The organism is Candidatus Magnetominusculus dajiuhuensis (assembly GCF_046044395.1).
GTDB lineage: Bacteria > Nitrospirota > Thermodesulfovibrionia > Thermodesulfovibrionales > Magnetobacteriaceae > Magnetominusculus > Magnetominusculus dajiuhuensis.
This window is the reverse complement of sequence record NZ_JBJUSG010000099.1, coordinates 1-14,141: the sequence shown is the minus strand read 5'-3', so window position 1 is coordinate 14,141 and position 14,141 is coordinate 1. Positions and strand designations below refer to the sequence as shown.

15 protein-coding genes, 1 tRNA gene and 1 pseudogene are annotated in these 14,141 nt (G+C 47.9%); 12 read left to right on the top strand and 5 right to left on the bottom strand.

Annotated features, from left to right (window positions below):
* Positions 1–209: 209 nt before the first annotated feature.
* Positions 210–1,889: a glycosyltransferase family 2 protein gene (locus AB7D94_RS12815; protein WP_420266279.1), complete on the bottom strand. Its 1,680-nt coding sequence runs from the start codon at positions 1,887–1,889 to the stop codon at positions 210–212.
* A 204-nt stretch (positions 1,890–2,093) separates the two neighbouring features.
* On the opposite strand from AB7D94_RS12815, the gene AB7D94_RS12810 reads away from it, so the two are divergent.
* The 6 genes from AB7D94_RS12810 to AB7D94_RS12785 all read left to right on the top strand — a co-directional run bounded on the left by AB7D94_RS12810 (position 2,094) and on the right by AB7D94_RS12785 (position 8,173).
* On the top strand, positions 2,094–3,044 hold the full coding sequence (locus AB7D94_RS12810) for a glycosyltransferase family 2 protein (RefSeq protein WP_420266278.1): 951 nt from the start codon (positions 2,094–2,096) through the stop codon (positions 3,042–3,044).
* A 116-nt stretch (positions 3,045–3,160) separates the two neighbouring features.
* The gene (locus AB7D94_RS12805) at positions 3,161–3,961 is read left to right on the top strand and encodes a PilZ domain-containing protein (RefSeq protein WP_420266277.1); all 801 of its coding nucleotides are present in this window, start codon (positions 3,161–3,163) and stop codon (positions 3,959–3,961) included.
* Between the two features lie 21 nt (positions 3,962–3,982).
* On the top strand, positions 3,983–4,831 hold the full coding sequence (gene motA / locus AB7D94_RS12800) for a flagellar motor stator protein MotA (protein WP_420266276.1): 849 nt from the start codon (positions 3,983–3,985) through the stop codon (positions 4,829–4,831).
* Entirely contained in the window at positions 4,828–5,901 is a 1,074-nt protein-coding gene (locus tag AB7D94_RS12795; RefSeq protein ID WP_420266275.1) for a flagellar motor protein MotB, read from the top strand. Before motA ends, AB7D94_RS12795 begins: the two co-directional genes overlap by 4 nt.
* Positions 5,898–6,251 carry an STAS/SEC14 domain-containing protein gene (locus tag AB7D94_RS12790; RefSeq protein ID WP_420266274.1) on the top strand — a complete coding sequence of 118 codons (354 nt, stop codon included), beginning with the start codon at positions 5,898–5,900 and terminating at the stop codon, positions 6,249–6,251. Before AB7D94_RS12795 ends, AB7D94_RS12790 begins: the two co-directional genes overlap by 4 nt.
* 161 nt (positions 6,252–6,412) lie before the next feature.
* Entirely contained in the window at positions 6,413–8,173 is a 1,761-nt protein-coding gene (locus AB7D94_RS12785) for an alginate O-acetyltransferase AlgX-related protein (RefSeq protein ID WP_420266273.1), read from the top strand.
* Positions 8,174–8,205: 32 nt separating this feature from the next.
* Here the strand turns inward: AB7D94_RS12785 and argC are convergent, their stop codons facing one another.
* From argC to rplM, 3 genes are all read right to left on the bottom strand, one after another.
* The gene (argC, locus tag AB7D94_RS12780) at positions 8,206–9,240 is read right to left on the bottom strand and encodes an N-acetyl-gamma-glutamyl-phosphate reductase (RefSeq protein WP_420266272.1); all 1,035 of its coding nucleotides are present in this window, start codon (positions 9,238–9,240) and stop codon (positions 8,206–8,208) included.
* Between the two features lie 75 nt (positions 9,241–9,315).
* Positions 9,316–9,708, bottom strand: a complete 393-nt coding sequence (gene rpsI / locus AB7D94_RS12775) for a 30S ribosomal protein S9 (RefSeq protein ID WP_420266271.1) — start codon at positions 9,706–9,708, stop codon at positions 9,316–9,318.
* A 74-nt stretch (positions 9,709–9,782) separates the two neighbouring features.
* The gene (gene rplM / locus AB7D94_RS12770) at positions 9,783–10,214 is read right to left on the bottom strand and encodes a 50S ribosomal protein L13 (RefSeq protein ID WP_420266270.1); all 432 of its coding nucleotides are present in this window, start codon (positions 10,212–10,214) and stop codon (positions 9,783–9,785) included.
* Positions 10,215–10,396: 182 nt separating this feature from the next.
* Here rplM and AB7D94_RS12765 point away from each other — a divergent pair.
* The 6 genes from AB7D94_RS12765 to AB7D94_RS12740 all read left to right on the top strand — a co-directional run bounded on the left by AB7D94_RS12765 (position 10,397) and on the right by AB7D94_RS12740 (position 13,536).
* Positions 10,397–10,471 (top strand) — tRNA-Gln (locus AB7D94_RS12765).
* Positions 10,472–10,557: 86 nt separating this feature from the next.
* Positions 10,558–11,499 carry a ribose-phosphate diphosphokinase gene (locus AB7D94_RS12760; RefSeq protein WP_420266269.1) on the top strand — a complete coding sequence of 314 codons (942 nt, stop codon included), beginning with the start codon at positions 10,558–10,560 and terminating at the stop codon, positions 11,497–11,499.
* A 21-nt stretch (positions 11,500–11,520) separates the two neighbouring features.
* On the top strand, positions 11,521–12,171 hold the full coding sequence (locus AB7D94_RS12755) for a 50S ribosomal protein L25 (protein ID WP_420266268.1): 651 nt from the start codon (positions 11,521–11,523) through the stop codon (positions 12,169–12,171).
* Positions 12,164–12,748, top strand: a complete 585-nt coding sequence (gene pth / locus AB7D94_RS12750; RefSeq protein ID WP_420266280.1) for an aminoacyl-tRNA hydrolase — start codon at positions 12,164–12,166, stop codon at positions 12,746–12,748. The genes AB7D94_RS12755 and pth overlap by 8 nt, the downstream gene beginning before the upstream one ends.
* 25 nt (positions 12,749–12,773) lie before the next feature.
* Positions 12,774–12,986, top strand: a complete 213-nt coding sequence (locus AB7D94_RS12745) for a type II toxin-antitoxin system HicB family antitoxin (RefSeq protein ID WP_420266267.1) — start codon at positions 12,774–12,776, stop codon at positions 12,984–12,986.
* The gene (locus AB7D94_RS12740) at positions 12,958–13,536 is read left to right on the top strand and encodes a pyruvate kinase alpha/beta domain-containing protein (RefSeq protein ID WP_420266266.1); all 579 of its coding nucleotides are present in this window, start codon (positions 12,958–12,960) and stop codon (positions 13,534–13,536) included. The genes AB7D94_RS12745 and AB7D94_RS12740 overlap by 29 nt, the downstream gene beginning before the upstream one ends.
* A 192-nt stretch (positions 13,537–13,728) precedes the next feature.
* On the opposite strand, the pseudogene AB7D94_RS12735 reads toward AB7D94_RS12740, so the two are convergent.
* Positions 13,729–14,141, bottom strand: a pseudogene (locus tag AB7D94_RS12735) (hypothetical protein); the annotation flags it as partial.

The following is a 14,141-nucleotide window of genomic DNA, read 5'->3' as shown; positions in this document are numbered from 1 at the left end:
TTCTCTGTAAACACGCATTCTCACTATCATTTTACCTTCACCGAGAATTGCTGCAACAAAACTAACAACTCAGCGCCGGAGCACTGGAAGCCGCCAACAGGGGGATAATCCCCCGTCTTGTCGGCGGCAGATGGAATTCAATAGATAAAACGTGGCGAGATTTACGAGGGGAGTTACTCCTCTTCGTCTTTAATCCTTAGGAAGTTTTTTCAGCCAAGAGTGAAATCCCCTCTGTCGCGTGACAGGTTAGGGTTATAATATGGGTCGCCTTCGTCAAGTATGTGGCGCCATCTCTTTGTGAACCTCATAGACTCATCATTCAGCCTTTGCCTTTGGGCCTGTGTGATTTCATATCCCCGTGTCTTTGATTCGCTATGTAAGAGTTCCGAAAATGGTGTCCATACCGTGGGGTACCCCAGCTCCATCAACCTGAGACATAAATCCACATCATTATAGGCAAGCGCGTAAGACTCGTCAAATCCTTTTACCGTGTCAAATAACTCCCGCCTGAGCATGAGACATGCCCCTGTAACCGCGGCAACATTATGCACTATTGCAAGCCTGTTAAAGTAACCCGCCTCTGCGCCGTCAAATCCCTTGTGATACTCTACCGCAACACCCCCCACACCTACCACGATTCCAGCGTGCTGGATAGTGCCGTCAGGATAGAATAACTTGGCCCCGACTGCGCCCACATCTTTTCTTATAGCGTGCCGGAGCATGTTTATTAACCAGTCAGAGTTTAACGCCTCTGTGTCGTTATTTAAAAACAGCAGAACTGCCCCTTCAGAGCACAAAGCGCCGTAGTTATTGACCTTAGGATAGTTAAACTCCCCCTGCCAGTTGATTATCCTTATTCTCTCATCGCGCCTGAGCGTGTCATAAAGAGTAAAGGTGTCCTTTCTTACGCTGCCATTTTCGACAATCACTATCTCATAGTTATCATAGGCCGCTGTCTTATATATAATAGACTTGACGCACTTCGCCAGCAGTTGCGCATTGTCCTTGTTTGGAATAATAATGGATACGCGGGGGGTGTCCGGTATTTTATATATAACATTAAATAGTCCGGGGCGGTGCTCCTGTACCTCAGCGGCGATGCCGAGTTCTGTCAGATGACAAGAGAGGGCTTTCTTTTCGGCGGCGTGTGGCGTGCCTTCACCACTGCCAACTGTATGGAATAACACCTTCCGAATGTGAACTACCGCCCCCGCCTCCTGAGCATATTTAAGCGCCAGGGCATATCTGCTTTCTACCGAAAGAGGGTGTTCTGAGACAAAAAGTTCCCTTGTAATTGCCATAAACATCCCCATATAGTTAAAGCTCCTCAATGTATCGGGCGAGCAGTCCGGCTTAAAATGAGGGTAAGCCCGTCTGCCGCCGATTATGGAGTCCTCGTCAGAATAAAATAGTTTACCAGCGGGATTGGTATTAATCGAAGCGGTTATTTCATATAGCGCGAATGGGCAGAGGACTGTGTTTTGCCCTATCGCCACAATAAAATCACCGTCAACCAATGAGACAATCTCATCCGGAGGCAAAGCCCTGTCAATGAATCGAATGTTTTCGTCGGCTTCAGGTGGTGCGCCTTCAGGAGAGCCAGACAGCAAATACAAACGCCACCTGTCGTATGTCTGCCCCCTGAGCGAGGCAATAATACGCTCACTACGCTCAGGATTTACGACGCATAAAACCGCGAAATAAGGCATATAGTCAAATCTGTGCGTACGTTGGGCAGTGAGGGCGGCAGTGTTCGGTTCATTATTGAGTATCCATGCGTGATATGCCTTCTTCCCGAAAAACAAATGGGTGGCTTTTTTATAAAAAGGCCGCAGTATCCTTTTCAGATGCCTTATTACATGGCTCTTTAATATCGTTAGGGGGTTCACAATCGCCATAATAAATTTTTACAGATAAAATGTCTTGACAAAATGAACATTCTTTTCTATAATTCACACTCAATTCGTTAAAGGCTGATGAATGAGATTATATCAGAAAGGTACGCGCAGATGCAAAAATCCGAAAGGGGCCTCCCGCTCTTTATGGGCATACAGCCCTTTCAGGCAGAGGTGGGCAAGGTGGGCAGCAGATAGATGACTATACCAGAGATAACCGTTGTAATGCCGGCATATAACCACGAACTTTACGTGGGTGAGGCCATAGAGAGCGTTCTGAATCAGACCTTTACCGATTTTGAGTTTATAATAATAAACGACGGCTCAAAGGACGCAACCGAGTCTGTCATAAAAAAATACAAAGACCCGCGTATCAAATACTATTCTCAGGAAAACAGCGGCTCACATGCCACCATTAACCGCGGCGTTGCGATGGCGGCGGGCAATTATGTATCAATCATAAATTCCGACGACGCATATAATGTAAAACGCCTCGAAAGGATGTTGAGTGTGGCAAAAGAGGGCGGGTATATTTTCCAGATAACTGACCTGACGCTCATTGACGGCCATTCAAACCCTATAACCGACCCCAATCACTACTGGATTAAGTGGTACACCAAACTAAAAAATGGCTACCTCCAGACCTCATCCCCACTGAAGGCCATATTGGGAGGGAATTATACAATAAGCACCTCCAACTTTTTTTTCAAGTCCGGCTTAACAAACGATATCGGCCCGTTTAATAATCTGAGATATATACTTGATTATGATTTTGCGGTCAGGGCAATGAAATACAACGAAAAGGGATGCAATTTCCTGATAGGCGAAAAACTGCTTTCATACAGGCTTCACGGCAGTAATACGATACTCAATGACCCCATAAGCGCGCATGTAGAGTGCTATGAACTTATCACTGATACAATAAAGTACATCTATGGCCCCGATATTTATCCCGCTGTTGACCACCTCAAGGAAATGATGCAGGCTATCAAGGCTATATATGACTATTATGGTGCAGCCCTGCCTTATGGCGCAGCCCTGCCTGTCTCTTCAAAGACCAGGTCATTCCTTAAGAAATATATCAAAGAGGGTACCTTAACACATAGAATGGCAAAGGGCTTTCTCAACTGGATACATAAGACCACCTGATGGTGCGTTGCGTCTGTGGCCGGTCATAGTTTTATTTGTAAGGCAGGACGTGTTGACAGTCAAACCAGTCTTTTGTTAATGTATGGGCGAGTACTTACAGAGTGGAGGGCAGTCCGTTGCTGACAAAGGGTGAAACGGTGACGTGCAAGTTAGTCCCAAAGGTTGAGCGTTATGAGACCTCCGTACTTTCGGTAGAAGGGGACACTGTGGTGTTAAGCGCCGAGGGCGGGGTCGCCGGATATTTCAGAAAAGGGCAGAACGTCACAATATCAACTGAGACGGTGGATTACTTCACGGAAGTCTCATCCATAGACAGCCGGTTCGTGTTTTTGCGGCTGCTTGGTACTGAGCAGCGCGATTTTTTTCGGGTGGACGATAGTCTGTCTATAGTTGTAAAGAAAGTTGATGGTGCGGCTGCTCATAAGAAATCAAAGATTATATCGGAGTTTGGCAAGGAGATGTCGAATTTGAGGAGCTATGCCGTGGACATCCCTGATGAGACCGTAAGCCCGGTGCTCTGGAAGATGCTCCTTGATATAGACATGAAGCTGGGATTGGTGTTGGATAAGCTGTCGCTGGAGAAAGAAGGGCTGGTGAACGCGGAAGAGAAAGCGGTCAACATAAGTGCCTCAGGGGTACGACTGAAGTGTTCCAACCATTTTAAGAAGGGAGATTCAGTTGAAATAAAGATGTTGCTGCCGTCGTCGCCCCCTGTCGGCCTTATCGTGTACGGGCATGTTGTTATGACGGCATGTCTTAAAACCGGTGAATGCGAGGTATCTATTAATTTCGTCAATGTCGAGGAAGACGTAAAGGACGAGATAATACGGTATACCCTGAACAGGCAACGTGAGATTCTGAGAAAACAACGTGACCATTTCTACAAGGAGAAAAGTGTTGACCCGGAAAGAAAATAATATTATGTTGGTGACTCTGGCATGACAGTAATAGTAGGTATGTTAATGGTGACGGGGGCCATACTGGGGGGGTATCTGATTGAGCACGGTAACGTCGCTATATTGTTAAATCCTCCTGAGTTGCTGATAATCTTTGGAGCGGCAATCGGGTCGTTGATTGTTGGCTCGCCAAAGAAGGTGGTTAAGGGTGTAATTGCGAGTCTCTCATCAATAATGAAAGAGGGGGGGGCGACAAAAACGGAGTATTTAGAGATGTTGTCGCTGCTCTTTATTGTGTTTTCTAAGGTGAGAAAAGAGGGCCTGATATCTATTGAGCAGGATGTTGAAGAGCCGGAGAAAAGCCCGATGTTCTCAAAATACAAGAGCGTTATATCAAACCAGCACGCGATGAGGTTTATTTGCGACAATTTAAAGGTCATTATAACGACCAATATGCCGCCCCATGAGCTGGCTGATTTACTGGACATAGACATTGAGGCCAATGCGCATGAGGAGATGCTGCCGGCCATGGCAATTCAAAAGATGGGGGATGCCTTGCCAGGCTTTGGAATAGTTGCGGCGGTGCTTGGAGTGGTGTTGACGATGGAAAAGATTTCAGAGCCTCCCACCGTGTTGGGACACAGCATAGGGTCAGCCCTTGTCGGAACATTTTTAGGCGTGTTGTTGTGTTATGGATTTGTCGGGCCAATAGCGACGAATCTTGAGTTAAAGGCTAAAGAGGGGGAGATTATATTTTATGTAATAAAGACGGCGTTGGTGGCCTTTGTGGGCGGGGCGGCACCGCAGATAGCGGTAGAGTCGGGAAGGAGGGCAATTCCCGGGCACGAAAGGCCGACATTTTCAGAGCTTGAGGCCGCCGTCAGAAAATGAAAGGACAGAATATAATAATAAAGCGGAAGAAGAAAGGCGGCCATGGCGGCGGCCATGGTGGCTCATGGAAGGTGGCTTACGCAGACTTTGTTACCGCAATGATGGCATTTTTCCTCCTGATGTGGCTGCTAAACATGACCTCCGCATCGAAAAAGTTGCAGCTTTCCACGTATTTTAAGAACTTGAGTATGTTCAGCGCCATGTCAATGTACTTTATAGGAAAGGGTAAAGATGTAGTTGACTCAAATGTTACCTCATCCCCAAGGGAGGTAGAAGAGAAAGTCGAAAACGCCTCGCCTCATGAAAGCCCCGAGGAGATGAAACAGCTCCTTGACAAGCTGAAACAACAACTGGCTACCGTAGAGCAGGAAATCAAGCTCGCTGTACCTGCCAACGCGGAAAAACTCGAAAAGATCAAAGAAGGCATCAAGAAAGAGATCGCTAATCTGGAAGAAAAAATCAAGGACGCCACCTCTGCCGACGGCCCGACTATAGCCGCGGAACAGTTCATGGCAAAGCTGAAAAAAGACCTGGGGGAGAAGCTGAAAAAAGAGATAGGGGACAGAAGTTCGGAAATAAAGGAGCAGGTGTTGATAGATGTAGTCAACGGTGGCGTGAGAATCCAGATTATTGACAAGGAGGGCAAGCCAATGTTTGCCCTTGGAAGTCCTGAACTAACACCTGACGCAAAGAGGATAATGAAGATAATAGCCGGAGATGTTCTGACATTGAAGGACATAAAGCTCTCAATAGAGGGCCACACAGACGCCCTCGGTTATTCGACCAATAAGTACACGAACTGGGAACTCTCGACCGACAGGGCATCGGCCGCCCGAAGGGAACTTGAACAGGACGGCATTGACCCTAACAACTTAGCCAGAGTGGCAGGGTTTGCCGCAACCGAGCCCCTGATTAAGGAAAATCCCAGCGACCCGAGAAACCGTAGAATCACTATTATGGTTTACTCGTCAAACCCGGCCAATTTAGAGGCCGAGGTAATTAAGAAGAATATGAAAGTCTCAATTGATAGAAGTGACAATAAAAGTAATAACAAGGAGGGGAGGCAATGAAAGGTTCGGCTGAGGTAACGCTTCAGGATGGAATAATCGTAGCGGTATATACCGGAGAGATGAACATGGAAATAGTGAAACAGGCCGCCACTGGCATTGAAGACCTTCTGAGCAAGTCCCAGAGTACGAAAATCCTCTACAATACGTTAAATATGGAATCCCCATCTATGAAACTGGCTATGGAGATGAAATCGTTCGACGCAAAGATAAGAGATAAGGTGCAAAAAAGTGCCACGGTAGTGCCGGGTGCGGCGACGGCCTTTCTTGCCTCGATAGCCTTCATATTGTCGAAAAACCATAAGGTGTTTCATAACGACCTCGCCGCCGCGCTTTCATGGCTAAAAACCTGATACTAAAGGATTAACGACGAAGGGGGGGTAACCCCCCCTTCACCCCGTAAATCCCGTCACGTTTGCCCTGAGTTGCCACTCTGTGATATAGTTAACCGGGGAGTGGCTCTGGTGGTAGTTCACTGCCGCGCAATAAGCACTTCCAATACAGATAAGCACTTATGATTGTTGACAATAACTCGTGGACTAGGATTAAGGCAGCCGTTGCCAGGTACCTTTGCAGCGCCCTGGCGCTGAAGCTGCTTATCGTGGTGCTGGCATTTTCCTCGGCATATTTGTTCTTCAGGAAACTTGACAGCTATTTGATTATCAGGGTATTTGTCGAGATGAGATCCACTGAAAACATCACCCCAAGGGTTTATTTTCACGACGAAAACGGTCTATCCGAGGAGAACTCCGTTACCGCAGACCTTAAGGCCAGCGATGGGTTTAAGGTCTTAAAATTTAAATGTCCAAAAAGGATTAATAAAATTACGGCGTTAAGTCTGCTTTTAGGTGATGGCAAAGGCGTCATCGCAATTAAGAGCATTCGCATAATGACATTATTTAAAGAGTATAAGTGGTCCCCGGAGGAAATTTACAGTATGTTTCCCCCCAATAACGTCGAAAGGCGTAATATCTCCGGCGGGGCATTGTACGTTTATCCGAAAAAATATCCGGCTTTTTTAACAAACTGGCAGATTGCCAGTACGTTTGATGACCTCGTCCGCTCAATAGATAAACACTACCTGTGGAATGTGTGCACCATAATGTTTGCTATATTATGTCTTGTGGTTTTGTGGTTCGTACGTTTTCCACAGGTGGAATTGTACTGCAAGCCCGGCGTCGTTATTTCTTTGGTATTCCTCGTATTTATCAGCCTGCCGCTGTTAAGCACCTTCCTTATGATTACCTATAAGGTGAATATCAGCGAACAGAGAACGCTTGCCTCAAATCCAAGGCTCTCCATAGCAAATCTGGCCAAATTCCCCGATCAATACACTCAATACTTTGAAGATAATTTCGGCTTCAGAGATATGTTAATACGGTGGAATAACAGGTTTAAGGTAACATTTTTAAAAAACTCCCCTATCCCTGAGCAGGTGATATTCGGTCGCGATGGCTGGCTATACATGACGGCCCTAAAGACCCTTGAAGACTATAGAGGCAACGCGCCCTTTACACAGGATGAACTATTAAGGATCAGAAGAGTCCTTCTGGCCAGACAAAGATGGCTTCGTGACAGAGGCATTAACTACTATCTGCTCATTCCCCCAAATAAGGAAACTATTTATCCGGAATATCTCCCTGATTATATAAATAAGGTCGGCAACATGACGAGGATTGATCAGATTATCGGGTTAATGGACAACCCGACATTCAATATAATTGACCTGAGGGATACCCTTATAAATGCAAAACACAAAGGCAGGCTGTATTTTAAGACCGATACCCACTGGAACTCCTATGGGGCATTTTGGGGTTATCAGAAAATCATAAGTACACTGGGAAAAGATTACCCGCGGCTTGTCCCTATGGATATTTCTGGATTCAAAGTCAGCCATTCAGTCAAAAGCGGTGGCGACCTTTACAGGCTTCTATCTGTTTCTGATCTTTATACCGACGACAAGATGGACTTTAAACCGTTGAGCTTATACAAAAGCAGAGACGCCGTACCCGGTGACTACATAAACACTTACCGAAACCCCGAAAATCCCCTAATCGTAAAAGAAGTAAACGACAGCGGACTGCCGAAAATTGTTGTCTTCAGAGATTCCTTCTTCATGCACCCTTTGAGCTTCTTCGCCGAACATTTCCGGCGCAGCGTCTACGTATGGACGAGAGAATTCGATACGGATATTATTGAAAAAGAAAAGCCCGACATCGTCATTACGGAAATCGTGGAGAGAAATCTCTATACACTAAAGGACGCTGTGCGCTAGACGCTGTACAACAGAAGGCACCCGATATGAAATCAGGGAACTACCGGCAGCAGGTTTAACCCCGCGGTTTCAGGAAGTCCAAACATGAGGTTCATGTTCTGCACCGCCTGCCCGGCGGCACCCTTGACGAGGTTATCAATGGCGCTTACTATGATAAGCGTGCCGTTTTCAGCAACCGCAACGCCTATCTGGCACATGTTCGTGCCGCGGACGTTTCTTATATCAGGGTATTTTCCAGTGTCCAGCACATCAATAAAGGGTTCGTTTTTATAGGCATTTTTATAAATCGAAAGGACTTCGTCCAGCGCCGTGTTGTCTTTTAGCGGCGCGTAGACGGTGCTTAACATGCCGCGCGTAACGGGCAACAGATGGGGTGTGAATGTCACCTTGACGGGGCTGCCGGCTATGCAGGAGAGTTCCTGGTCTATCTCCGGTGTGTGTCTGTGTGCGGCAATACCATAGGCCTTAAAGCCGTCGGCAATTTCGCAGAAGGAATACGCGACGTCGCTTTTCCTGCCTGCGCCGGAGACGCCGGACTTCGAGTCAATAACTATATGCTCCTTAGTTATGATTCCCTGCTTCAGGGCGGGATAAAGGGCAATTATTGCCGTCGTAGGATAGCAGCCCGGATTCGCTATTAATGACGCATTTTTGATTTCGCTGCGGTAAAGCTCCGGAAGGCCGTAAACCGCATGTTTTAATGTATCGGGAAATCTATGGTCTGTCTTATACCACCGCTCATAGACAGCCTTATCCCTGAGCCGGTAATCAGCGGAGAGGTCAATCACTTTTTTACCATTGCTGTGGAAAAACTCCACCGCCTCCTGAGAGGCCGAATGAGGCAAGGCGAGGAAAAATACATCCCCCTTTTCGAGCAGCGTCTCCCTTATGAGAGGCTCAAAGCGGAATCTTTTACCCTCAACGAGGGCTAAAAGCCCTTCGGCAGGTTTACCGGCCGATTGCTCAGACGTAACCGCGGCAATTTCCACATCAGGCGCCGCTCTGAGTATCCTCAGAAGCTCGCTCCCGGCATAGCCGCTTGCCCCACAAATAACCGCTCTGATCATAAATTCACTCCACCTCGCCGCGGCAAATGAGTCCCCTAACTACGACAGTGCCCCCCTGCCTGTGCAAAGCGTGTATTATCTCTTGGAGAACTGGAAGCGTTTTCTGGCGCCTTTTTGACCGTACTTCTTACGCTCCTTCTCTCTTGGGTCTCGCGTAAGCAGGCCCTCTTTCTTGAGCTTAGGCCTGAGGTCTGAGTCCGAGTTGATAAGCGCTATGGATATGCCGTGCCTCACTGCCCCCGCCTGTCCGGCCGGGCCTCCGCCGTGCACACTTGCCGTGACGTCAAGCTTTCCCACCATGCCGGTTACTTCCAACGGTTGATTTATCATCATCCTAAGCGTCTCTCTCGGGAAATACGTATCAATAGGCTTGCTGTTAACGGTTATGTCGCCTTTGCCTTTTTTTAATATTATACGGGCGACCGATGTCTTTCTCTTGCCGGTTGCCGTGTATCTAATCTCTGCCATTGAAGTCTCCTCACGTTATCGGGATGTCTCACGCTGCATCACCTTACGTCGTGTTGTTGTGGTATCACTTAATCTCACTTAATGTCCAGGGCCTCCGGCTTTTGAGCCGCGTGCGGGTGCTGCCCACCTTTATATATCTTGAGTTTTTTTATCATAGCCCTGCCGAGCCTGTTCTTAGGCAGCATACCCCATACGGCAGCCCTGACTATCTTGTCGGGATGTCTGCGCAGCCTGTCCTTTGCGGTTTCCTGTTTAATACCGCCAATGTAGCCGGTATGGTGGTAATACACCTTGTCGTTGAGTTTATTGCCCGTCAGTTTTACCTTTTCCGCGTTGACAACGATAATAAAATCGCCAGTGTCAACGTTAGGCGTAAATATAGCCTTGTTTTTGCCCCTGAGATATATGGCAATCCTCGTGGCCAGCCTTCCAAGCACCTTGCTGTGTGCGTCAACCACGTACCATTTCCTCTCGAACTCGTCCTTCTTCATAAATTTCGTTTTCATCAGCCACTCACCTTCTTCGCACTCGTTTCGCCGGTTGCCGCCCTCTCAGACACGCAGCGCCAAGGGTCACAATTTCCCGACGTATGATAAAATAAAATAAATACGTCATACTTGTCAATATGCTTTTGACAAGTTAGCAAAAATTATTTTATAATACCATCTTTAATTTCGCAATAGAGCGATGGGGTGTCGACAAATGGCAAGTCAGGAGACTTTGGATCTCCCATCTGGAGGTTCGAATCCTCCCACCCCAGCCAGTTCGCGGCGACGGGCCGGGTTTGCGGCGGCGGGTCGGGTTTGCGGCGGGCCGGGTTCATGGATTATTATAAGGAGAACTCAAAATATGAAGGGCATTAAGCTCATAACAGGAAACTCAAATGTAGCTCTAGCTGAGGAAGTGTCTCAATACCTGAACCTTAAACTGGTTGACACCGTCATAAAGAGATTCGGTGACGGGGAGATTTCTATCCAGGTTGATGACAACGTCAGGGGTTCTGACATATTTGTCATTCAATCCACGTGCGCTCCGGTCAACGATAATCTGATGGAGTTTTTGTTATTGGTGGACGCCCTTAAGAGGGCATCCGCTGGCAGGATAACCGCCGTAATTCCGTACTACGGTTACGCGCGGCAGGACAGAAAGGTACAGCCTCGTGTGCCGATTTCGGCGAAACTGGTGGCTGATTTGATTGCTGTTGCCGGTACGCACAGGGTTTTGACTATTGATTTACACGCGGGGCAGATACAGGGATTTTTTAACATACCTGTGGACCATCTCTATGCCGTATTGCTGATTTTGGATTATATAAAGCTCTGCTATCCTGTGGATAATCTGGTTATTGTAGCCCCTGACGCCGGGGCGGTGGAGAGGTCGAGGTCAGTGGCGAGGAGATTGAACTGCTCAATGGCCATCATAGATAAGCGCAGAGAGCAGGCAAACGAATGTAAGGTGGAAAACGTCATAGGCGATGTCAGCGGCAAGGATGTCCTGATCCTTGACGACATGATAGACACCGCGGGCACCACAGTGCAGGCCGCCCAAATCCTCAAAGAAAACGGTGCCCTGAAGGTATATGCGGCGTGTACGCACCCCGTGCTCTCTGGCCCTGCCATAGAGAGAATCAATAGCTCGGTAATTGAGCAGGTCATTGTAACAAATACTATCCCGCTGGGCAATAAAAAGGTTAATTGCGGCAAGCTCGTCATCCTAAGCGTAGCCTCTTTGCTTGGCGAGGCCATTAAGAGAATACACGAGGAATCGTCAATAAGTTCGCTATTTAAATAATAACTTTTGGAGGAGACATAAATGGAAAGAGCCACGTTAACAGCAGAAGTAAGAGAAACAAAGGGCAAGGGGGCGGCGAGGACCCTAAGGCGGGCGGACAACATCCCGTCGGTCATATACCGTAAGGGTATTGCGCAGTCCATTTCCCTGCCGCGCAAGGAGCTGGTGAGCTTTATTAACTCACTTGCCGGTGAGCAGGTACTTGTTAATTTGGCTTTTGGCGACGGCTCGGCCAAACTTGCGATTATGAGGAACTATCAGACCGACCCGATTAAGGGCGAGCTCCTGCATGTGGATTTCTATGAGGTGTCACTTAAGGAGACGATCAAGGTAAGCGTTGGTGTGCTGCTTGTCGGCACACCGGTAGGCGTAAAACGCGACGGGGGTATTTTACAGGCCGGCCTTCGTGAGGTAGAGATAGAGTCTCTGCCGGACAACATCCCTGCCCACGTAGAGCTTGACGTCAGAGGGCTTGAAATAGGGCATTCCTATCACGTCAGTGACATAAAGGTTGGCGAGGGGATAAAGATATTGTCTGAGATGGACGCGGTGGTAGCGACGATTACAGTCTCGGCAAGCGCCATATCTGAACTCGCCGAGGAGGCAAGCGCTGATGCCGTTAAGGAGCCGGAGGTCATGAAGAAGGGCAAGCAGGAAGACAAAGATAAGTAGCGGTTGGTATATAATTGGGCTGGGAAATCCCGGCACTAAGTACAAGAACACGCGCCACAACGCGGGCTTTGCCGTCGTAGATGAGATTGCCCGCGTGTATGGGATAGAATTAAAGGTGCGCGGCGTCATGGAAAAAGGCGAAGGCGTGATTGAAGGTGCGCCGGTAACGCTTATTAAACCCCTTACGTATATGAACAGAAGCGGTTCAGCCGTCTATTCAGAGGTTAGAATGAGCAGCCCTCAGTCAATAGTAATACAAGACGACATAGATATGGACCCCGGAAGGCTGAAGGTTAAGAACGGCGGCGGGGCGGGCGGACACAAGGGGGTGCTTTCGATAATTGAGTCTTCGGGGACGAGGGATTTCATAAGGATTAAAATTGGTGTTGGGAAAAACCCCTTAGTTCCGGTGGATGAGTATGTCCTGATGAGGTTTCCCCCGGGCGAGGCGCGGCTCATAAAGGAGGCGGTCTCACTAGCGGCAGCGGCGGCTGCCTGCGTTATCTCTGAGGGCGTTGCCGAGGCTATGAATAAATTCAACAAGCGCACGGTCGGCAAGGACGAGATTAAGGGCTAAGGTTTTGGAAAAATAGGGGGAGGCGATGAAGTTAAAAGTTGTGGTTCATGAAGCGGAGGAAGGCGGCTATTGGGCTGAAGTACCGGCAATTCCGGGGTGCGCCACACAAGGGGATTCATTTGACGAATTGCTAAAGAATATTTACGAGGCCGTGGAAGGTTGTTTATCTGTGGACTTTAGGATATTACAATGTCGGGCAAGGAGGGGCTATGATAGAGAAAAAGACATATTATTTTGAAAAACCCGGCAAGGCCAACACCGGCGACTGCCTTTCGATAGTCAAGGCTGCCGTGAAGGACTTAGGATACAAACACATCGTGGTGGCCACAACCGGAGGCGAAACTGGCGTGTTGTTCTCTGAGGCATTTAAAGGCACTGGTATAAATTTAGTCGCGGTAAGCCATTCACATGGGTTTAAGGAGCCAAACACGATAGAGCTTGACCCTGATTTGACAAATAAAATCCGTGCAAACGGCGCGATTTTATATACTGGCACAATGGTGACGCATTCGCTTGAGAGCGCGTTTGCGAAGCAATTCAACGGCCTGTATCCAACGCTTATAGTGGCTCAGACATTGAGGCGTTTTGGTGAGGGTGCTAAGGTATGCTGCGAGATAGCCATGATGGCGGCAGACGCCGGATTAGTCCCCGAGGGTGTGGATATAATAACGGTAGCCGGTACTGGCAGGGGTGCGGACACGGCCATGGTAATACGCTCTGCGGCGTCGAAGAGATTTATGGAATTGAAAGTACAGGAGATTCTGGCAAAGCCGATGTTTGGCATATAGGACTGTTAGGAAGGATTTGCGGGCAAACAACATATCAGTTTATGGTGTATCATGAATTGTAATGTTGACCGATGCCGGAAAGACACAGATATGTGTGGCAGGAACATAGGATTACCCACATTCCTGCCACAACAGTTATCAAAATACTTACTGCTACGTTACAGCACTGAACTTATTATCGTGCGTAAAACTTTACTGTTCTGTCGTTGGCGCGGCAAGCACGGTTGATCCAACGGGGTTAAGGCCGGTGGTTACGTCCTCTGCAACTCCCATGACACTGTCATACAATGGCTTTTCAAAGCCGTTGTAAAAACTGGCGCTTACGTTTTTTGCAACAGACATCTTTACCATGCAGGTGTTGCCGTTTGTTGTGCTGCATCCACCCCTCCAGCCTCCAAACGTTGAAGCTGGTCTTTCTAATTCTGTCAGGGTAACATTGTCATCAATAGGAAACAATGCCATGCAGTTTGAACCACAGCTTATTGAGCTGGAAGTGTTTACCAAAATGGAATTGCTTGTTATCGTACCAACAGAGCTTCCACCAACAGTTACAGCGTAAGCGTCTAAATAACTACACCCGTTGATTTCCCTGCGAGGGCATCCCT